At 73.0% G+C, this 19,183-nt stretch carries 19 protein-coding genes; 11 read left to right on the top strand and 8 right to left on the bottom strand.

Translation table 11 applies throughout. The features are described 5' to 3' along the window. Positions 1–59 precede the first annotated feature (59 nt). The 10 genes from ppdK to O7546_RS21725 all read left to right on the top strand — a co-directional run bounded on the left by ppdK (position 60) and on the right by O7546_RS21725 (position 11,818). Positions 60–2,795 carry a pyruvate, phosphate dikinase gene (gene ppdK / locus O7546_RS21770; protein ID WP_281599996.1) on the top strand — a complete coding sequence of 912 codons (2,736 nt, stop codon included), beginning with the start codon at positions 60–62 and terminating at the stop codon, positions 2,793–2,795. A gap of 116 nt (positions 2,796–2,911) precedes the next feature. Beyond that, positions 2,912–3,259 carry a VOC family protein gene (locus O7546_RS21765; RefSeq protein WP_269697472.1) on the top strand — a complete coding sequence of 116 codons (348 nt, stop codon included), beginning with the start codon at positions 2,912–2,914 and terminating at the stop codon, positions 3,257–3,259. Beyond that, positions 3,256–4,482, top strand: coding sequence for a deoxyguanosinetriphosphate triphosphohydrolase (locus O7546_RS21760; RefSeq protein ID WP_281599995.1), 1,227 nt, complete (start codon positions 3,256–3,258; stop codon positions 4,480–4,482). Before O7546_RS21765 ends, O7546_RS21760 begins: the two co-directional genes overlap by 4 nt. 39 nt (positions 4,483–4,521) lie before the next feature. After that, on the top strand, positions 4,522–5,358 hold the full coding sequence (locus tag O7546_RS21755; RefSeq protein ID WP_194802320.1) for a siderophore-interacting protein: 837 nt from the start codon (positions 4,522–4,524) through the stop codon (positions 5,356–5,358). Positions 5,359–5,564: 206 nt separating this feature from the next. Then, complete coding sequence (locus O7546_RS21750) at positions 5,565–7,184, top strand: BCCT family transporter (protein ID WP_194802319.1); 1,620 nt, start codon at positions 5,565–5,567, stop codon at positions 7,182–7,184. A 44-nt stretch (positions 7,185–7,228) separates the two neighbouring features. Continuing rightward, complete coding sequence (locus tag O7546_RS21745) at positions 7,229–8,203, top strand: ABC transporter ATP-binding protein (RefSeq protein WP_194802318.1); 975 nt, start codon at positions 7,229–7,231, stop codon at positions 8,201–8,203. Next, positions 8,200–9,051 (top strand): ABC transporter permease, encoded by an 852-nt coding sequence (locus O7546_RS21740; protein ID WP_018787372.1) that lies wholly within the window; start codon positions 8,200–8,202, stop codon positions 9,049–9,051. Before O7546_RS21745 ends, O7546_RS21740 begins: the two co-directional genes overlap by 4 nt. Before the next feature lie 10 nt (positions 9,052–9,061). Beyond that, positions 9,062–9,307: a helix-turn-helix transcriptional regulator gene (locus O7546_RS21735; protein WP_013287928.1), complete on the top strand. Its 246-nt coding sequence runs from the start codon at positions 9,062–9,064 to the stop codon at positions 9,305–9,307. 73 nt (positions 9,308–9,380) lie between these two features. Next, entirely contained in the window at positions 9,381–11,276 is a 1,896-nt protein-coding gene (gene dnaG / locus O7546_RS21730; protein WP_194802317.1) for a DNA primase, read from the top strand. Further along, a complete protein-coding gene (locus O7546_RS21725) occupies positions 11,276–11,818 on the top strand; it encodes a hypothetical protein (RefSeq protein WP_194802316.1) in 543 nt (180 codons plus the stop codon). The genes dnaG and O7546_RS21725 overlap by 1 nt, the downstream gene beginning before the upstream one ends. Before the next feature lie 3 nt (positions 11,819–11,821). On the opposite strand, the gene O7546_RS21720 is transcribed toward O7546_RS21725, so the two are convergent. From O7546_RS21720 to O7546_RS21700, 5 genes are all read right to left on the bottom strand, one after another. Further along, entirely contained in the window at positions 11,822–12,196 is a 375-nt protein-coding gene (locus O7546_RS21720) for a type II toxin-antitoxin system VapC family toxin (RefSeq protein WP_194802315.1), read from the bottom strand. Then, the gene (locus O7546_RS21715) at positions 12,193–12,447 is read right to left on the bottom strand and encodes a type II toxin-antitoxin system prevent-host-death family antitoxin (protein WP_194802314.1); all 255 of its coding nucleotides are present in this window, start codon (positions 12,445–12,447) and stop codon (positions 12,193–12,195) included. Before O7546_RS21715 ends, O7546_RS21720 begins: the two co-directional genes overlap by 4 nt. A 33-nt stretch (positions 12,448–12,480) precedes the next feature. Next, on the bottom strand, positions 12,481–13,038 hold the full coding sequence (locus tag O7546_RS21710; protein WP_194802313.1) for a TetR/AcrR family transcriptional regulator: 558 nt from the start codon (positions 13,036–13,038) through the stop codon (positions 12,481–12,483). Beyond that, positions 13,035–13,745: an ABC transporter permease gene (locus O7546_RS21705; RefSeq protein WP_281599994.1), complete on the bottom strand. Its 711-nt coding sequence runs from the start codon at positions 13,743–13,745 to the stop codon at positions 13,035–13,037. The genes O7546_RS21710 and O7546_RS21705 overlap by 4 nt, the downstream gene beginning before the upstream one ends. A 117-nt stretch (positions 13,746–13,862) precedes the next feature. After that, entirely contained in the window at positions 13,863–14,786 is a 924-nt protein-coding gene (locus O7546_RS21700; RefSeq protein ID WP_269697470.1) for an ABC transporter ATP-binding protein, read from the bottom strand. 78 nt (positions 14,787–14,864) lie between these two features. Between O7546_RS21700 and O7546_RS21695 the strand changes: the two genes are divergently transcribed. Continuing rightward, on the top strand, positions 14,865–15,404 hold the full coding sequence (locus O7546_RS21695; RefSeq protein ID WP_194802310.1) for a GNAT family protein: 540 nt from the start codon (positions 14,865–14,867) through the stop codon (positions 15,402–15,404). Positions 15,405–15,452: 48 nt separating this feature from the next. Here O7546_RS21695 and O7546_RS21690 read toward each other — a convergent pair whose 3' ends face one another. The 3 genes from O7546_RS21690 to O7546_RS21680 are packed head-to-tail and all read right to left on the bottom strand — an operon-like array spanning position 15,453 to position 19,143. After that, positions 15,453–16,421: a TAXI family TRAP transporter solute-binding subunit gene (locus tag O7546_RS21690; protein ID WP_194802309.1), complete on the bottom strand. Its 969-nt coding sequence runs from the start codon at positions 16,419–16,421 to the stop codon at positions 15,453–15,455. After that, positions 16,418–16,810, bottom strand: coding sequence for a roadblock/LC7 domain-containing protein (locus tag O7546_RS21685; RefSeq protein ID WP_194802308.1), 393 nt, complete (start codon positions 16,808–16,810; stop codon positions 16,418–16,420). The genes O7546_RS21690 and O7546_RS21685 overlap by 4 nt, the downstream gene beginning before the upstream one ends. Beyond that, positions 16,807–19,143: a nitrate- and nitrite sensing domain-containing protein gene (locus O7546_RS21680; RefSeq protein WP_194802307.1), complete on the bottom strand. Its 2,337-nt coding sequence runs from the start codon at positions 19,141–19,143 to the stop codon at positions 16,807–16,809. Before O7546_RS21680 ends, O7546_RS21685 begins: the two co-directional genes overlap by 4 nt. Between the last annotated feature and the right edge of the window lie 40 nt (positions 19,144–19,183).

Here is a 19,183-nt window from a genome sequence, read left to right as displayed (position 1 = left end):
CCGGGGTATGTCCGAACTGAACCTTCGTTAAGTGTCAATGGCGCGCGTGGGAGGCTCTGGTGGCAGCGCACGATTCGGTCGAGCAGAAGTACGTCTACGACTTCGCCGAGGGCAACAAGGATCTCAAGGATCTGCTCGGCGGCAAGGGGGCCAACCTGGCCGAGATGACGAATCTCGGCCTGCCGGTTCCGCCCGGCTTCACCATCACCACGGAGGCCTGCAAGGCGTACCTGACGACCGGGCGCGAGCCGGACGGCCTGGCCGCGCAGATCGAGGCGCACCTGGAGTCCCTGGAGCGCGAGATGGGCCGGCGCCTCGGCGACCCGGACGACCCGCTGCTGGTCTCGGTACGCTCCGGCGCCAAGTTCTCCATGCCGGGCATGATGGAGACCGTCCTCAACGTCGGCCTCAACGACCGCAGCGTCGAAGGACTCGCACGACAGGCGGGCGGCAGTGCTGACCGGGCCGCCTCCGGCGGCGCAGACAGGTTCGCCTGGGACTCGTACCGGCGGCTGATCCAGATGTTCGGCAAGACCGTCTGCGAGGTGCCGGGCGAGGAGTTCGAGCACGCGCTCGACGAGATCAAGAGCGCCAAGGGTACGCACAACGACCTCGACCTGGACGCCGACGACCTGCGCGGGCTGGTCGACGCGTACAAGAAGATCTTCGCCAAGCACACCGGCCGCGAGTTCCCGCAGGAGCCGCGCGAGCAGCTCGACCTCGCCATCCGCGCGGTCTTCGACTCGTGGAACGCGGAGCGGGCGATCCTCTACCGCCGGCAGGAGCGCATCCCGGCCGACCTGGGCACCGCGGTCAACGTGGTGACGATGGTCTTCGGCAACCTCGGTCCGGACTCCGGTACCGGTGTGGCGTTCACCCGCGACCCGGGCAGCGGCGCACAGGGCATCTACGGCGACTACCTGGCCAACGCCCAGGGCGAGGACGTGGTGGCCGGCATCCGCAACACGGTGCCGTTGCAGGAGCTGGAGCAGCTCGACAAGACCTCCTACGACCAGCTGCTCGGCATCATGGCCCGGCTGGAGGAGCACTACAAGGACCTCTGCGACATCGAGTTCACCATCGAGCGCGGCAAGCTCTGGATGCTGCAGACCCGCGTCGGCAAGCGCACCGCCGCCGCCGCGTTCGTCATCGCCGGGCAGCTCGTCGACGAGGGCCTGATCGACCTGGACGAGGCGCTTCACCGGGTCAACGGCGCGCAGCTCGCCCAGCTGATGTTCCCGCGCTTCCAGCTCGACCACGAGTTCGAGGCGGTCGCCAAGGGCATCGGCGCCTCCCCGGGTGCCGCGTCCGGCAAGGTGGTCTTCACCTCGGCGCGGGCGGTCGAGCTGGCCGCCGAAGGGGAGTCGGTGATCCTGGTCCGCCGGGAGACCAACCCGGACGACCTCAACGGCATGATCGCCGCCAAGGGCATCCTGACGTCCCGGGGCGGCAAGACCAGCCACGCCGCCGTGGTGGCCCGTGGCATGGGCAAGACCTGCGTCTCCGGCGCCGACGAGCTGGACGTGAACGTGCCGGCGAAGAAGTTCACAGTGGGCGACCACGTGGTGAACGAGGGCGACGTGGTCTCGATCGACGGCACCACCGGCAAGGTCTACCTCGGCGAGGTGCCGGTCATGCCGTCCGAGGTGGTGCAGTACTTCGAGGGTGAACTCGACCCGGAGAACACCGACGACGCGCTGGTCCGCTCCGTACACCGGATCATGACGCACGCCGACGCCGCGCGGCGGCTGCGGGTCCGCACGAACGCCGACACCGGTGCGGACGCGGCCCGGGCGCGGCGCTTCGGCGCCGAGGGCATCGGCCTGTGCCGCACCGAGCACATGTTCCTCGGCGACCGGCGCGAGCTGGTCGAGCGGCTCATCCTGGCCTCCGGCGAGAAGGAGCGGGAGGACGCGCTCGCCGCGCTGCTGCCGCTGCAGCGCGCCGACTTCATCGAGATCTTCCGCGAGATGGACGGCCTGCCGGTCACCGTGCGGCTGATCGACCCGCCGCTGCACGAGTTCCTGCCTCCGCTGGAGCAGCTCGCGGTGAACGTCGCGGTCGCGCAGGAGCGCGGCGAGGACGTCGCGAAGGAGGAGGCGCTGCTCGCCGCCGTGCGGCGGATGCACGAGGAGAACCCGATGCTGGGCCTGCGCGGCGTCCGGCTCGGCCTGGTCATCCCGGGCCTGTTCGCCATGCAGGTCCGCGCGATCGCCGAGGCCGCCGTGGCGGTCGTCCGCGACGGCGGCAAGGCCTGTCCGGAGATCATGGTGCCGCTCGTCGGGGCCGTGCAGGAGCTGGAGACGGTACGCGCCGAGGCCGAGCGGATCATCGCCGAGGTGGTCGGGGACAGCGGCGTCGAGGTGCTCATCGGCACGATGATCGAGGTGCCCCGGGCGGCGCTGACCGCCGGGCAGATCGCCGAGGCGGCCGAGTTCTTCTCCTTCGGCACCAACGACCTGACCCAGATGGGCTGGGGCTTCTCCCGCGACGACGTGGAGGGCGCGTTCTTCTGGCGGTACCTGGAGCTGGGCATCTTCGGCATCTCGCCGTTCGAGTCGATCGACACCGACGGTGTCGGCCGGCTGGTCCGCATCGCCGCCGAGGAGGGGCGGGCGGCACGTCCCGGCCTGAAGCTCGGCGTCTGCGGCGAGCATGGCGGCGACCCGGACTCGGTGCACTTCTTCCACGAGGTCGGGCTGGACTACGTCTCCTGCTCGCCGTTCCGGGTGCCGGTGGCGCGCCTGGAGGCAGGACGGGCGGCGATCACCACCACCGGCTCCGACTCCCGCTGACGAGGACGCGGGGCCGCCGGTGTTCATCGACGGCCCCGCGTACGCCCAGCGCGCCTTTCCGGCCTCCTCGGCGTAACCTGAGCTTCCGCCGCGTGTCGATCAGGAGGGGTGTCCACATGACCGCCGTCTGGGAGAACCTGGTAGTCGACGCCCGGGACCCGTCCCGGCTCGCCAGTTGGTGGGCGGAGGCCCTCGGCTATCAGGTGATCACCGACAAGCCGGACGAGGTGGAGATCCGCCGGACCCCCGACACGCTGCCCGGCCTCGTCTTCGTCCCGGTCGCCGGGCCGAAGGAGGGGAAGAACCGGCTGCACATCGACCTGCGTCCGGCCGACATGGAGGCCGAGGTGGAGCGCCTCGTCGACATGGGCGCCCGGCACGTCGACATCGGCCAGGGAGACGTGGAGTGGACGGTGCTCGCCGATCCGGAGGGCAACGAGTTCTGCGTACTCCGGCAGAGGTGAACGACGCGGCGCGGCTGGTCGACGAGGCGCCCAAGGACACCGGGTACGGCCGGTCGCCGTTCGAGCGGGACCGCGCCCGCGTGCTGCACTCGGCGGCGTTCCGCCGGCTCGCCGCGAAGACGCAGGTGCACACCGCCGGCACGAACGACTTCCTGCGTACCCGGCTGACCCACTCGCTGGAGGTCGCGCAGATCGCCCGCGAGATGGGCGCCCGGCTGGGCTGCGACCCGGACGTGGTGGACACCGCCGGGCTGGCCCACGACCTGGGTCACCCGCCGTTCGGGCACAACGGCGAGTACGCGCTGGACGAGCTGGCCGCCGCCTGCGGCGGTTTCGAGGGCAACGCGCAGACGCTGCGGGTGCTCACCCGGCTGGAGGCCAAGGTGCTCACCCCGGACGGGCGTTCGGCCGGGCTGAACCTGACCCGGGCCGCGCTGGACGCGGTGAGCAAGTACCCGTGGCCGCGCCGCCCCGGCGAGCGCAAGTTCGGCGTGTACGCCGACGACCACCCGGTCTTCGACTGGCTGCGCGAGGGCGCCCCGCCCGGCGCGCGGCGTTGCCTGGAGGCCCAGGTGATGGACTGGGCCGACGACGTGGCGTACTCGGTGCACGACGTCGAGGACGGCATCCACGGCGGGTACGTCGACCTGCGCCCGCTGCTGGCCGACGCGGACGAGCGGCGGGCGCTCTGCGCCGACGTGGCCGCCACCTACTCGGGTGAGGCGCCGGAGGACCTGGGCGAGGTGCTGGCCGACCTGCTCGCCGATCCGGTGCTCGCCCCGCTGGCCGCGTACGACGGCAGCCACCGCGCGCTCGCCGCGTTGAAGGCCACCACGAGCGTGCTCACCGGCCGGTTCGTCGCCGGCGTGGTGGCCGCCACGCAGCAGCGCCACGGTCCCGGCCCGCACCGCCGCTACGAGGCCGACCTGGTGGTGCCGCGCCGGATCCGGGCGCAGTGTGCGCTGCTCAAGGGCATCGCCCTGCGGTACGTGATGCGCCGTCCCGGCGCCGAGGACCGCTACGGGCGGCAGCGGGACGTGCTGACCGGGCTGGTCGCGGCGCTGCTGGACCGGGCGCCGGACGTGCTCGACCCGGTGTTCGCGCCGCTGTGGCGGGACGCGGCGGACGACGCCGCGCGGCTGCGCGTGGTGATCGACCAGGTCGCTTCGCTCACCGATCCGGCCGCGCTGGCCTGGCACGCCCGCCTGGTGTCGCCGAGCTGACCGGATCGTCCTCGCGGAGCTTAGGCTAGCCTAAGCGGCATGACGGATCGTCCGAAGAAGCTCACCGCCGCCACGGTCGTCCGGACCACGCGGCCCACCCCGCACCTGATCCGCCTCGTGCTGGGCGGTCCGGAGCTGGCCGGGCTGCCGGTGGGCGCGTACACCGACCACTACGTGAAGTTCGTCTTCCCGCCGGCCGGGGTGACCTACCCGTACCCGGTCGACCTGGCGACGATCAAGCGGGAGTTCCCGGCGGAGCAGTGGCCGCGCCTGCGCGCGTACACCGTCCGGGCCTGGGACGCCGCGGCGGGTGAGATGACGGTGGACGTGGTGCACCACGGCGACGAGGGTGTGGCCGGGCCGTGGGCGGCGGCGCTGCGTCCCGGCGACCGGGTGTTGTTCACCGGGCCGGGCGGCGCGTACGCGCCGGACCCGGCCGCCGACTGGCATCTGCTGGCGGGCGACGAGAGCGCGCTGCCGGCCATCGCCGCCGCCCTGGAACGGCTGCCCGCGGGCGTTCCGGCGAAGGTGTACGTCGAGGTCGGCGGCCCGGCCGACGAACTGCCCCTGGCCGGTGCGGACGGGGTCGAGGTGCGCTGGCTGCACCGCGACGGGCGCCCGTACGGCGCGCCGCTGGTCGAGGCGGTCCGGGCGCTGGAGTTCCCGCCCGGCCGGGTACACGCGTTCGTGCACGGTGAGGCCGGGGCGGTGAAGGAGCTGCGGCGGCTGCTGCGCGTCGAGCGCGGCGTGCCCCGGGGTGACCTGTCCATCTCCGGCTACTGGCGGCAGGGCCTGGACGACGAGGGCTGGCGGTCCACCAAACCGGCCTGGAACGCCGCGGTTGAGGCCGAGGAATCCGCCGCCGTCGTGTCCTGACCCCCCACCCCCCACCCCCCCCCGCCCCCCGCCCCCCCGCCCCGCCCCGCCCTCGCCGCCCCGCTCCCGACGCCGATCTTGGAGTTGTGGCACCTCTGACACCGGCGTGAAGCCGGCATTCCGGGCGCCACAACTCCAAGATCGACGGAGGTGTGGAGTGGGGCGTTTCGTCCTACCCGGGCGGCTGCGCTGCCCAGGATGGGGACATGGGGGAAGACGTGGGCAAGCGGGTCGACCGGGTGGTGCTCGGGCTCGGCGTGGCCGGCGTGCTGGCCGTGGTGGCCTGGGGCGTGTTCGCCCGGGGCTCGCTGGCCCGGTTCGGCGAGTCCGGCCTGGCCTGGACCGTGAGCACGTTCGGCTGGTTCTTCGTGGTCGCGGCGGACGCCTTCCTGGTGCTGGCGGTGGTCGTGGCCGCCTCCCGGTTCGGCCGGGTCCGACTCGGGGCCGACGACGACGAGCCGGAGTTCGACACGCTGGCCTGGATCGCCATGATGTTCAGCGCCGGCATGGGCATCGGCCTGGTGTTCTTCGCCGTCGCCGAACCGATCCAGCACTACGCGACGCCGCCGCCCGCGTCCGGCGTCGAGCCGCAGACCGGTGCCGCCGCGGCGACGGCGATGCAGTACACGCTCTTCCACTGGACGCTGCATCCGTGGGGCATCTACGCGATCGCGGCGCTGGCGCTGGCGTACTCGACGTTCCGCAAGGGGCGTGGTAACCGGATCTCGTCCGCGTTCGCGCCGCTGCTCGGGGACCGGACCGAGGGCCCGCTCGGTCGGGCGATCGACCTGCTCGCCGTCTTCGCCACCGTGTTCGGCTCCGCGACCAGCCTCGGTCTGGGCGCGCTCCAGGTGGCGGCCGGCCTGGATCTGGTGGCCGGCGTGCCGGACAGCCGGGCCGTCGAGCTGACGATCATCGGCGCGCTCACCCTCGCGTTCGTCGTCTCCGCGTTCTCCGGCCTGCACCGGGGCGTGAAGTGGCTGTCCACCACGAACGTGCTGATCGCGGTCGTGCTGATGCTGTTCGTGTTCGTGGTCGGTCCGACCGTCTACACGCTGGAGGTGCTGCCGGCCTCGGTCGGTGACTACCTGAGCGGCCTGGTGCGCATGTCTACGCGTACCGGGGCGTTCTCCGATCCTGACTGGCTGGGCTCGTGGACGATCTTCTACTGGGCGTGGTGGATCTCCTGGGCGCCGTTCGTGGGCACGTTCATCGCCCGCATCTCGCGCGGCCGCACGGTCCGCCAGTTCCTGATCGGGGTGCTGCTGATACCCAGCGGCGCGAGCACCGTCTGGTTCGCGGTGATGGGCGGGACCGCCCTGCGTACGCAGACCACCGGCACCCGCGATCTGGTGGCGGACGTGGACGCCGGGTCCGAGCAGGGGCTGTTCGGGCTGCTCGACGCGCTGCCGCTGGCCACGCTGACGAGCGTGCTCGCCATGGTGCTGATCGGTCTCTACTTCGTCACCAGCGCGGACTCGGCGTCGCTGGTGCTCGGCTCGCTCAGCTCGCGGGGCGCGTTGCGGCCACATCGCGGGGTGGTGGTGCTCTGGGGCGTGCTGATCGGCGCGGTCGCGGCGGCGTTGCTGCTGGCCGGCGGCCTGGCCGCGCTGCAACAGGCGACCATCCTGGTCGCGTTGCCGTTCGTCGTGGTGATGTTGGGCTTGGCCGTCGCGGTGCTCCGGGAGATGGCCGCCGATCCGATGCTGCGCACCGGGCCCCGGCCCCGCCGCTCCGGCCTGGCCGCCGCGGTGAACGCGGCCCGGTCGTACGAGGAGGAGGAACCGGCCCCCGTCACGCGCTGGTTCCACCGCCCACGCTCCTGAGTGGGGGTACCTCTGTTTGTAGCATGAGTGCTACATTCCGAGGCATGACTGCGGTCGAACTTCCCGGGGCCGTCGCGTCCCCCCGACCGCCCGACGAGGATCTCGTCCTCGACGTGCGGGATCTGCGTATGCGCTACGGCGCCGTCGACGTGCTGCACGGCGTCGACCTGACCGCCCGGCGGGGCGAGGTGGTGGCGCTGCTCGGGCCCAACGGCGCCGGCAAGACCACCACCATCGAGATCCTCGAAGGCTTCCGGCTGCCCTCGGCCGGCACGGTGCGCGTGCTCGGCACCGATCCGGCCCGCGGCGACGAGCGGTGGCGCGCACGACTGGGCGTGGTGCTGCAGTCCTGGCGCGACCACGGCAAGTGGCGGGTACGGGAGCTGCTGGCCCACCTCGGCGACTTCTACGCGCCGTACGCCACCGATCGGATCCCACGCCCGTGGCCGGTGGACGAGCTGCTGGAGACGGTGGGCCTGGCCGCGCACGCCGGCAGCCGGGTGTCCCGGCTCTCCGGTGGTCAGCGCCGCCGGCTCGACGTCGCTGTCGGCATCGTGGGCCGGCCGGAACTGCTGTTCCTGGACGAGCCAACCGTCGGCTTCGACCCGGCCGCCCGGCGCGAGTTCCACGAGCTGGTGCACCGCCTGGCCGACCTGGACGAGACCACCATCGTGCTGACCACGCACGACCTGGCCGAGGCGGAGAAGCTGGCCGACCGCATCCTCATCCTGGCCGGCGGCCGGATCATCGCCGAGGGGTCGCCCGACCAGCTCGCCCGGCGCGTCGCGGGGGACGCCGAGGTGCGCTGGACCCGCGACGGCGAGCGGTACGTGCACGCCACCGCCGACGCCACCGCGTTCCTGCGCGACCTGCTCCGCGAGCACGGCGACCGGATACGAGAGCTGGAGGTGCGCCGGGCCAGCCTGGAGGACGCTTACCTGGCGCTGGTGCACGAGGAGGAGACCGGCATCCGTACCGGCCGGGCCGAGCGGGTGTGGCAGCAGGAGGCGAACCGATGAATCCGACCACCAACGCGCTACGGGCCGGTCTGCGGCGCGGCGCGATCGAACTGCGCGCCACGTTCACAAACGGTCAGGATCTCTGGACCTACTTCTTCCCCACCGTGGTGCTGCTGATCGCCGTGTTCTGGATGCGCGGCTCGACGGTGCCCGGCACCGACTTCTCGCTCGGCGCCCGTACGCTGCCCAGCGCGCTCGGCATGGGCCTGCTCTTCGGCGGCCTGCTCGGGCTGGCCAACCAGCTCGTCATCGACCGGGAGGACGGCACGCTGCTGCGCGCCAAGGCGATCCCGGACGGCATGCTCGGCTACCTGGTCGGCAAGATCGTGCTGGTCTCGGCGGTCGCGCTGATCGGCGTGGTCATCCAGCTCACGCCCGGGCTGTTCTTCCTCGACGGGCTGCGGCTCGGCGACCCCGGCGCCTGGCTCACGCTGGCCTGGGTGGTGCCGCTCGGACTGGTGGCGACGCTGCCGCTGGGCGCGGTGATCGGCTCGCTGGTGGAGAACCCCCGCAACATGGGCCTGGTGGTGATGCCGATCTTCGGTCTCATCGCGCTGTCCGGCATCTTCTACCCGATCAACGGCCTGCCCGGCTGGCTCCAGGGCGTCGCCCAGGTCTTCCCGCTCTACTGGCTAGGCTTGGGCATGCGCTCGGCGCTGCTCCCCGGCGACCTCGCTGCTGTCGAACTCGGCGGCTCCTGGCGGCACCTGGAGACGGTCGGCGTGCTCGGCGCCTGGGCGGTGCTCGGGCTCGTGCTGGCCCCGGTGGTGCTGCGCCGGATGGCCCGCCGGGAGTCCGGCTCGCGGGTCGCGGCCCGGCGGGAGCGGGCCATGCAGCGGGTCGGATGAGAGGGCGTCGATGAGCGAGACCGTGCACAACCGTATCGCGGTGCTGCGCGCCGAACGGGGCATCTCCCGCCGGCAACTGGCCGACGCGCTCGGTGTGCACTACCAGACCGTCGGTTACCTGGAACGCGGCGAGTTCCGGCCCAGCCTGCACCTGGCGCTGCGCATCGCCGCGTACTTCGAGGTGCCGGTCGAGGTGGTCTTCTCGATCGAGCCGTTCCCGCGTATCGGCGACCCCGCGGCGGCCCGCTCGGCCTGAGCCGGCGGGGACGGGCGTGGCCGGCCACACGCCCGTCCCCCCGGCCGCCGGAACGTCGGTCCGGCAGGGCAGGATGTACGCCGAGGGGGTGGCGGTCATGGCGGGGCGGATCCGGGACGAGGACATCGCGCTGGTCCGCGAGCGCACCGCCATCGCGGACGTCATCTCCGAGGTGGTGACGCTCAAGTCGGCCGGCGGCGGCAACCTCAAGGGGCTCTGCCCGTTCCACGACGAGAAGAGCCCGTCGTTCAACGTCTCGCCCGCCCGCAACGTGTTCTACTGCTTCGGCTGCGGGGTCGGCGGCGACGCGATCAAGTTCCTGATGGACGCCGAGCACCTCAGTTTCGTCGAGTCGGTCGAGCGGCTGGCCGCCCGCGCCGGCATCCAGTTGCGTTACGTCGAGGACGACAGGTCGGCGCCGCGTCCCCGGCCGCAGCAGGGGCAGCGGCAGCGCCTGGTGGCCGCGCACGCCGCCGCCGTCGAGTTCTACCGGGCCCAGCTCACCACCGCCGGCGCCCGCCCGGCCCGCGAGTTCCTCGCCGGGCGCGGCTTCGACCGGGCCGCCGCCGAGCGGTACGGCTGCGGCTTCGCCCCCGACGGGTGGGACCTGCTCACCAAGCACCTGCGTCAGCAGGGCTTCACCCACGACGAGCTGGTCACCGCCGGGCTGTCCCGCCCGGCCCGTTCCGGCTCGCTGATCGACAGGTTCCGCCGCCGCCTGATGTGGCCGATCCGGGACATCACCGGCGACGTGATCGGCTTCGGCGCCCGCAAGCTGTTCGACGACGACGACGGCCCGAAATACCTGAACACCCCCGAGACGCCGATCTACAAGAAGTCGCACGTGCTCTACGGCATCGACCAGGCCAAGCGGGAGATCGCCAAGCAGGGCAAGGTGGTGGTGGTCGAGGGCTACACCGACGTGATGGCCTGTCACCTGGCCGACGTGCCGACGGCGGTGGCGACCTGTGGCACCGCGTTCGGCGGCGACCACATCTCGGTGCTGCGCCGGGTGCTGTTCGACAGCGACGAGCGGGCCGGGGAGATCATCTTCACCTTCGACGGCGACGCCGCCGGGCAGAAGGCCGCGCTGCGCGCCTTCGAGGACGACCAGCGCTTCGTCGGGCGTACCTTCATCGCGGTCAGCCCCGACAACATGGACCCGTGCGATCTGCGCCTGGCAAAGGGCGACCTGGCCGTACGCGACCTGGTGGCCCGCCGGGAGCCGCTCGTCGACTTCGCGCTCCGGCACGTGATCAACCGGTTCGACCTGGACACCGTCGACGGCCGGGTCGAGGCCATGCGCCGCGCCGCGCCGCTCGTGGCGAAGATCAAGGACCGGGAGAAGCGCCCGGAGTACGTCCGCAAACTCGCCGGCGACCTCGGCATGGAGATCGAGCCGGTGCAGCGCGCGGTGCTGGCCGCCGCGCACGGGCCGCAGGCCGGTGGCGCGCCCGCAGCACCCGCCCGCTCCGGCCCGGCCGCGCCGAGTGTGGACAGCCCGCGTTCCATGGTGGAGCGGGAGGCGCTGAAGCTTGCGTTGCAGGAGCCGGTCCTGGCCGGCCCGATGTTCGACGCGGTCGAGGCGACCGACTACCAGCATCCGGTGCACCTCGCGGTACGCGCCGCCGTCGCAGCGGCCGGCGGGGCGTCCGGCGCCACCGGCGGCGCGGTCTGGATCGAGCGGGTCCGCGACGCGTGCGACGACCTGGCCGGGCAGGCGTTGATCGGTGAGCTGGCGGTGGAGCCGCTGCGCATCGACGGCGAGCCCGACCCGCGGTACGTCTCGATCACCATGGCCCGGCTCCAGTGGAGTTCGGTCACCGGCCGCATCCGTGACCTGAAGTCGAAGATCCAGCGAGTCAACCCGGTGAGCAACAAGGACGAGTACTTCGCCCTGTTCGGGGAACTGCTCTCGCTGGAACAGCACGCACGGGCACTGCGCGAGCAGGCCGCCGGAGGTTTGTGATGGGTCTGTTCAACCGCCGGCCGAAACTGCCCTCGGCCGACCGGCCGCCGCTGGCCGCCGACGAGCGGGTCCTCGCCTGGGCCGCCGCCGGCACCGGCGAGGGCGGCAACGACGGCGTGCTGGTCGCCAGCAACCGCGGGCTCTGGCTGCCCGGCCGGGTGGACCGCCTCGGCTGGCACGACATCCTCAAGGCGGTCTGGTCCGGCCGGGAGCTGACGGTCACCCCGGCCGAGCCGGTCGCCGAGCGCGACGGCTACCTGGTGGTCGCGGACGGCCTCCCCGAGACTTACCTACTAGTCGACCCGGGTGACCTGCCGCACCAGGTCCGGGCCCGGGTCACCGGCTCGGTGGCGTACACCTCGCACCACGAGGTGCCCGGCGGCTCCGGGCGGATCGCGGCCCGGCGGGTGTCCGGGGTCGACGGTCTGACCTGGACGGTCCGCTACGACCCGGGGACGCCGGCCGACGACGAGGCGGTGACCGCCGAGACCGCCCGGCTGGTCGCGGCGGCGCGGGCCGCCACCGCCCCCGCCGACGCCTGAGGCCTACACCTTGAGGACGTCGACGTCGTAGAGCGGGATGGAGGCGTCGCGGGTGGCCAGGGTCAGGTTCTCCGTGATCGCCTGCGCCACCAGCATCCGGTCGAAGGGATCCCGGTGATGCGGCGGCAGGCGGCCCGCGGTGATGGCGTGGTCGTGGGTCACCGGGAGTTCACGGAAACCCATGTCCCGCACCCGTTCCGCGAGGTCGGGAGGACCGGAGAGCTTTCCCGCCTGCTGCTTGATGGTGATCTCCCAGAGGCTGACCGGGGAGAGGAAGACATCGGGGTCGTGGCGTAGCCGGTCGAGGAACTCGACGCCGAGAGTGGCGTCGCCGGTGATGGCCCAGAGCGCGACGTGGGTGTCCAGCAGCAGGGTCATGCGCCGATTCCGAAGTCGGCGGCGATCTCGGCGTTGGTCTGTGGCGAGTCCCAGTCACCGGAGAGGTCCACCTGCCCGGCGAGGGAGCCGACCGCCGTGCGGTCGGTTCGGCGCACGAGCGGCACGACCTTCGCCACGGGGGTGCCCGCCCGGTCGATGATGATCTCTTCGCCGCGTTCCACCCGCTCGATGATGCGCGACAGGTGGGTCTTGGCGTCATGCATGTTGTAGTGCGCAGCCTCAGCAGACACAGCGCGACCTCCTCAGTTAGCTAAGTACTTAGTTTAGGCACGTGGGCGGGCGCCGTCGAGGAAGAGCGCGACGACCCGGGCGGGTCCGGTCTCGTCGGTGAGGTCGGCCGCGCGGGCCAGGTGCAGGAACGCGTTCATCAGGAACTCCGGGTCGCCGGTGACGGCGCCCTCGGCCTTCGCGTCGGCGAAGAACCGGGTCACCGGCTCCAGCATCAGCGCGACGTAGAGGCCCGACACGTGCTCGCTGGTCCCGGCGGAGACGAGCGGCAGCGTGTCGTAGATGCGCTGCTCGAACGTGATCGCGTCGCCGTGCTGCCCGGCGGCGACGGCGGCGAGCGCGTGCAGCCGGTGCGTCACGTCGCCGGGCTCGGCAAGCGCCGCCGCGATCCGGCCGCCGACGTCCCGGATGTACCGTTCCGCCACCGCGATGTACAGGTCCTCCTTGCCGCCGGGGAAGTGGTGGTAGATGGACGGCTTCTGGATGCCGACGCTGCGGCCCACGCCGACCAGGGAGATGCCCTGGTAGCCGGTCGCGGCGAGCTGCTCGGCGAAGGCGTCCATGATCTGGGTGCGGGTGTCGGTGGGACTCATCGGTTCTTCCTCGCGTGGTGGAGGGCGAGCGCGCAGGCGGCGGTTCCGGCGACGGCGAGGACGGCGACCGCCGTGACGCCGGCCGGAGCCGCGGTGAGCGACGCGTCGCCGCCGAGTTGGCGGGCGGTGTCGACGATATAGGTGAGCGGGTTGACGGTGGCGATCATCCGCATCCAGCCGGCGAGCCGGTCGACCGGCGCGAACACGCCGGTGAAGAACGACAGGCCGAACACGGCGAGCGTGACCAGGTTCGTGGCCGACGCCGAGGCCGACCGGATCGCGAGCGCCATGCTCAGCAGCGCGACACCGAGGCCCAGGGCCAGCATCAGCAGCAGCATGGCGGCGACTCCGGACCAGCTCGCCGGCCGGTAGCCGATCAGCGCGGCCCCGGCGATCGTCACCGCCATCTGGAGGACGACGGCGACCAGCGCGGCCACGAGCGGCCCGACGAGGAACGGTGTGGTGGTGCCGTGGGCGAGCCGGAGGCGGTCGAGGTAGCCGCTGGTGATGTCGCCCAGCACCAGCGTGCCGGCGGCGCCCGCGCCGGTGGCGACGCCGGTGAGCAGGATCAGCGGCAGCAGGAACGCGATGAAGCTCGTGCCGTCCAGGTAGGTGCTGCCCACGGCGTCGAGTTGCCCGGCGTAGACGAGCAGGAAGAACAGGGACTGGGCGACGGGGGCGACGAGCAGCGCGGGCGTACGGAGCACGGCACGCGTGGAGCGTCTGATCGCCGCGAGGACGACCGGGGCAGGAGAGCGGCGGGGCGGGGCGACTGCCAGCGGGAGCACGGGTTCGGGCCTTTCGGGGTGCGGTGGGGTCTCGCCTCAGCGGGCGGCGAGGGCGACGAAGACGTCGTCGAGGGAGGGCTCGGCGAGATGCAGCCGGGTGATGTCGGCGGCGGCGTCTCCGGCCTCGGTCAGGGCCTTCGCCAGGGCACGCGGGTCGTCGGGCACGCTGAGGCGTACCCGGTCCGGGCGGTCGGGGTCGGCGCGGAACCCGGCCTCCGACGCGGCGGCGAACGCGGCAGCGGCGGCGGCGCCGGACAGGTCGAGCGTGAGCGTGCGGGCGCCGACGCGCTGCTTCAGCGACGCCGGCGGGCCCTGGGCGACCACCCGGCCGTCCCGGAGCACGGCGATGTCGGTGGCGAGCACGTCCGCCTCGTGCAGGTCCTGGGTCGAGATGAGCAGCGAGGTGCCGGCCTGGTTGAGACGGGTCAGCTCGGTCCAGAAGTCGATGCGCGCGAGCGGGTCCAGGCCGGTGGTCGGCTCGTCCAGGATCACCACGGCGGGCTCGGCGACGAGCGCCACGGCCAGGTCCAGCTTGCGGCGGGTGCCGCCGGAGAGCTTGGCGACCCGGGTCGAGCGGTGCTCGCCCAGGCCGAACAGGTCGACCAGTTCGCGCGTACGGCGGGCCCGCTCGCGGCGGCCGAGCCCGAGCGCGACGCCCTGGAAGTCGAGCACCTCGGTGGGGGTGGCGAGCGGGTCCAGGGCGTTCGACTGCGGCGCGAGGCCGATCAGGCGTCGGGCGTCCCGCGCCTGCGTGACGGTGTCGAAGCCGCCGACGCGTACCGAGCCGGACGTCGGGGTGCGCAGCGTCGCGATGATCTCCAGCAGCGTGGACTTGCCGGCGCCGTTGTGGCCGAGCACGACGAACCGGCTGCCCGGCGCGACGGTCAGGTCGAGCGCGCGCAGGGCGTGGCGCGTCCCGTAGGTCTTGGTCAGGGCGGTGGCGAGCACGAGCGGAGTCATGCCCACCAACCTACCGACCCGTCGGTAGGGGAGCCAAATCCGGTTGTCGCCCTGCCCACCCACCGTTAGCGTCGCGGCATGTTCGCCACCGACCGGGTCCGCCTGCGTCCCCCCACCCCCGACGACGCGCCGGACCTGTTCCGGCTGCACGCCGATCCGGAGCTGCACCTGGTCACCGACGACGAACCGTTCCTGCCGCACCACGTCGGCCAGGTCCGGGCCCGGCTGGAGAAGCGCGCCGCCGAGCAGCCGGAAGCCGGCGCCCCGGTGTCGCTGCTGGCCGAGACCGTCGCCGACGGCACGTTTCTCGGCACCGGCGTGCTCTGGGGCATCAACGCCTTCAACGGGTACGCCCACCTCGGCATCACCCTGCTCCCCGAGGCGCGCGGCCAGGGCTACGGCACCGAGGTGATCCGGCTGCTCTGCCGGTACGGCTTCCGCAACCGCAACCTGCGCCGGCTGGAGATCGAGACGCTCGCCGCCAACACGGCCATGCGACGCACCGCCGAGCGGTGCGGCTTCGTCCACGAGGGCACCCAACGGGACCGCGAGTACGACGGCGACGGCTTCACCGACCTGGCGATCTACGGCCTGCTACGACGCGACTGGACGCCGTGAGCAGACGCGGTCCCGCCCCGGCGCGGTCGAGGCGGCGCGGTCCCGCACTCAGCCGGTGCGGTAGAACCGTTGCGCGCCCGGGTGCAACGGGATCGGCCGGGTCGACGCGGCGCTGGACCGGTTGAAGTTCGCCGCCTCCGGGTGCACCTGGATCAACTCGCCCTGCCAGGTGAACAGCACCCGGGTAAGGTCGTACGCCAGTTGGTCCGGCATGTCCGCCCCCACCAGGATCACGTTCGCCACCGTGATGGTCGGCGTCGGCTCGGGTGTCCCGTACACCTCCTTCGGCAGCGTCGCCGTGGTGTAGACGGCGCCGAAGCGGGCGCTCAACGGCTCGATCAGCTCGTCGATCGGCAGCAGCCGGAACGTGCCCGGTGCGGACGAGAGCAGATCCTTGACACCGGGGGTGGGCAGACCGCCGGAGAAGAACATGGCGTCCAGGCCCTTGGCCCGCATCCGCTTGACCGTCTCCGGCAGCGACAGGTTGAACCGCTGGATGTCCCGGTTCGGGTCGATGCCACCGGCGGTGAGCAGGCGCCCGGCGATGATGTCGGTGCCGGACTTCGGTGAACCGGTGGAGATGCGCTTGCCGCGCAGGTCGGCGAAGCTGCGGATCTTGCCGTCGGCACGGACGATCACGTGCGTGTAGTTGCTGTAGACCCGGGCCAGCGCGCGTACCGGCTGCGGCTGCTTGTCGAACGCCCCGCGCCCGTCGACCGCGTCCGCCGCCGTGTCGGCCAGGCTGAACGCGATCTCCATGTCGCCGCTCGCCACCCGGGTGATGTTCTCCACCGACGCGCCGGTCGGCTCGGCCCGCGCCTCGTACCCGGGCAGGTGGCGGGTGATCAGGTCGGCGTACCCGCCGCCGAGCTGGTAGTAGACGCCTGTGGTGTTGCCGGTGGCCAGGAAGATCCGCCCGCCGTGCCACGCCTCCGGCGCGGAGTCCTCGGCCGCGCACCCGGCCACCAGCACCGCCGACATCAGCGCGGCGGTCAGCCGCAGCGCGCGGCCGGTCACCGGCGGACCGCCGGTTCCAGCGCCTCCGCCACCCGCTGCACCAGCGTCGCCGTCTCGTAGCCGATCTGGCCCAGGTCGCAGCCGGGAGCGGCCAGCACGCCGAGCAGTGCCCGCTCACCCACCGCCATCACCAGCATCACCCCGCCGTCCATGTCCACGATCTGCTGGCGTACCCGGCCCGCGGACATCAGCCGGGCCGCGCCCACGGTCAGGCTCGCCAGCCCGCTGATCACTGCGGCGAGCTGGTCGACCTGGTCGGGGGAGAGGTCCGGCGAGGACGCCAGCCGCAACCCGTCCTCGGAGACCGCGAGCGCGTGCGAGACGTCCGGCACCTGCTCGGCGAAGTTCGCCAGCAGCCAGTCCAGTCCGGTGGTGGACGGTGAGGTCATGGTCTTCTCCCGTTGGGTGTGGTGTTCGGGGCACGGCGGGTCGCGCTGGCCACCCCCTCGGCGAGGGCGGACAGCCGGGCACGTACCACTTCGGGGTCGAGCAGGTCGGTGGCCGGCGGCGGCGCGGTGGTGTCCGGCATCGGCTCGGGCAGGTGGCCGCCCACCTGCCGCCGGGGCAGCCCGGCGGCGGTGGTCGGGACGGGCGTCGGCGGCACACTCACCGGCCGGATCCGCGCCGTGCTCGGCGCCAGCAACGCGCCACCCGGCGTGCGGACCGCGGCGACGCCACGCACCGGCCCGACGGCCGTGGCGCTGGTGACGAGACTGCGACCGGCGGCCGGCCCGGACTTGAACCAGGCCGCGGCGCGCGGCCGCCGCTCGGCGGCAGGCCGGGACGCCACCGACTCGACCCGGGTCAGCACCGATTCCGGTACGTCGACCTGGGCCACAGTGCCGGTACCGGGGTTGTGCAACTGCACCCGGATCCCGTGCCGGGCGGCCAGATGGGCCACCACGTGCAGGCCCATGCTGCCCGCCGCCGCGCTGGACAGCGTGGCCGGCGCGGCCAGCCGCTCGTTGATCTCGGTCAGCCGGCTCTCGCTGATGCCGATGCCCTGGTCGCGGACGCGCAGCACCAGCCCGTCGACTGTGCGCCGGCCGTCGACGAGCACCCGGGCCTCGGGTGGCGAGTAGACGGTGGCGTTCTCCAGCAGCTCGGCCAGCAGGTGCACCAGGTTGCCGGCCGCCGTGCCGTGCACCGCCGCGGTCGGCACGTCGATCTCCACCCGCGGGTAGTCCTCGATCTCGGACGCCGCCGCCCGCACCACATCGTCCAGCAGCAACGCGCCCTCGTGCCCCCGGCCGGGCTCACCGCCGGCGAGCACCAGCAGGTTCTCCCCGTTGCGGCGCAACCGGGCGGCGAGGTGGTCCAGCGCGAACAGCCGGGCCAGCGCGTCCGGGTCGGTCTCCTCGCGCTCGAAGTCGTCGAGCAGCCGCAGCTGCCGGGTGATGAGCGTCCGGATGCGCCGGGCCAGCGCTTCCGCCATCCGGGTCACGTCCAGCCGCAACTCGGCCTGCTGACCGGCCAGCCGCAACGCGGCCCGGTTCACCGTGTCGAACGCCTCGGCGACCTGCGCCACCTCGTCCCGGCCCCGCCTGATCCCGTCGGTCATCCGGGTCGCCGGGCCCTCCGCCGGGGTCCGCTCGCCCGCCGCGATCGCGGTGATCCGTTCCGGCAGTTCCCGGTTCGCCATGGTCAGCGCGGCCACCCGCAGCCGGCGCAACCGGCGGCTCGTACGGACCGCCAGCAGCACGGCGGTGAGGAGCGAGCCGAGCGCGACCGTGCTCGTCGCGCCGGCGGTCAGCACCGCACGCAACCGGGCCGCCCCGGCCAGGTCCGCCGCGTCCCGGTCCAGCCCGTCGGTCAGGTCCCGGCCGAGCAGGTTGTACCGGCGGATCGCGCCGCTCTGCGCCACGTACCAGGCGTCGCCGTCGATCTTCACCGTGCCCGGCGCGCCGTCGGAGTCGAGAACGGCGTCCCGCATCCGGCGGGCCGTGGTCACGTCGACGCCGTCGACCAGGCGGTACCAGGCCCGGTTCGCCGGAGTGGATGCGATCCGCAGGAACTCGGCCTGCCGCTGCTCCCGGGCACCCCGCAGCCGGCCCAGCCGGGCCAGCTCGCCACTCTGCAGCCCACCGCGGACGAACACCGCCCGCAGCAGGTCACGCTCCAGTGAGGACAGGTGCTCCTGGGCGGCCACCGCTGCGACCTCACGGGCCTGGTTGGCCAGGTCGGCGTCGCGGAGCTGGCTCGGCAGCGCGTCCGCGACCGCGAGCAGCGACTCCACGAGCGACACGTACGCCGGGTCGGCGTCCTCGCCGGCCACCGCCTGTTCCCGGGTGGGCGCGAGCTGATCCAGGCGTCCGCGTGCGTCGTCCAGCACCCCGGCCAGATCCGGGGCGGCCCGGCGCGCGTCTCCCTGTGCCGAGCGGTAGCGCTCCACGGCCGTGTCCACCCGGCGACGCTGCGCGTCCACGAGCGGGCGGCCGGACGTGCCGCCGCGCTGGCGCAACGCGGCCGTCTCGCCCAGCTCGCGTTCCAGCTCGTGCACCAGCCGTACGGTCGCGGTGGCGGTGCCGGCCAGCACGCGGGCCCGGTCGGCGTCGGCGGACGCGTCGAGCGCGGCGCCGGTCTGCGCCGCCCCCAGCACGACCAGGCCGGCGGTGGCCACCAGGATCGGGGCCAGCAGTTGGACGCGGACCGAGCGGAGGCGTCCGGTGCGGTCCGCGGAGCGGTGATGCCGGCGTACGCGAGCCGGGTGGGGCAGCGGCACGGGGGTCTCCGGGTCGGGTCGGGCGGGCCGGGCCCGGACA

The sequence above is a fragment of the Micromonospora sp. WMMA1976 genome (assembly GCF_027497335.1).
GTDB lineage: Bacteria > Actinomycetota > Actinomycetes > Mycobacteriales > Micromonosporaceae > Micromonospora > Micromonospora aurantiaca.
This window is presented reverse-complemented; position numbering and strand designations above follow the sequence as displayed.

What these genes read in the sequence shown, in the direction of transcription:
- dnaG (WP_194802317.1), top strand. Translation starts at nt 9,381, where the DNA reads ATGTACGCCGAGGGGGTGGCGGTCATGGCGGGGCGGATCCGGGACGAG.
- O7546_RS21765 (WP_269697472.1), top strand. Translation starts at nt 2,912, where the DNA reads ATGACCGCCGTCTGGGAGAACCTGGTAGTCGACGCCCGGGACCCGTCC.
- O7546_RS21735 (WP_013287928.1), top strand. Translation starts at nt 9,062, where the DNA reads ATGAGCGAGACCGTGCACAACCGTATCGCGGTGCTGCGCGCCGAACGG.
- O7546_RS21740 (WP_018787372.1), top strand. Translation starts at nt 8,200, where the DNA reads ATGAATCCGACCACCAACGCGCTACGGGCCGGTCTGCGGCGCGGCGCG.
- O7546_RS21745 (WP_194802318.1), top strand. Translation starts at nt 7,229, where the DNA reads ATGACTGCGGTCGAACTTCCCGGGGCCGTCGCGTCCCCCCGACCGCCC.
- O7546_RS21685 (WP_194802308.1), bottom strand. Translation starts at nt 16,810, where the DNA reads ATGACCTCACCGTCCACCACCGGACTGGACTGGCTGCTGGCGAACTTC.
- O7546_RS21755 (WP_194802320.1), top strand. Translation starts at nt 4,522, where the DNA reads ATGACGGATCGTCCGAAGAAGCTCACCGCCGCCACGGTCGTCCGGACC.
- O7546_RS21700 (WP_269697470.1), bottom strand. Translation starts at nt 14,786, where the DNA reads ATGACTCCGCTCGTGCTCGCCACCGCCCTGACCAAGACCTACGGGACG.
- O7546_RS21710 (WP_194802313.1), bottom strand. Translation starts at nt 13,038, where the DNA reads ATGAGTCCCACCGACACCCGCACCCAGATCATGGACGCCTTCGCCGAG.
- O7546_RS21720 (WP_194802315.1), bottom strand. Translation starts at nt 12,196, where the DNA reads ATGACCCTGCTGCTGGACACCCACGTCGCGCTCTGGGCCATCACCGGC.
- O7546_RS21725 (WP_194802316.1), top strand. Translation starts at nt 11,276, where the DNA reads ATGGGTCTGTTCAACCGCCGGCCGAAACTGCCCTCGGCCGACCGGCCG.
- O7546_RS21750 (WP_194802319.1), top strand. Translation starts at nt 5,565, where the DNA reads ATGGGGGAAGACGTGGGCAAGCGGGTCGACCGGGTGGTGCTCGGGCTC.
- O7546_RS21695 (WP_194802310.1), top strand. Translation starts at nt 14,865, where the DNA reads ATGTTCGCCACCGACCGGGTCCGCCTGCGTCCCCCCACCCCCGACGAC.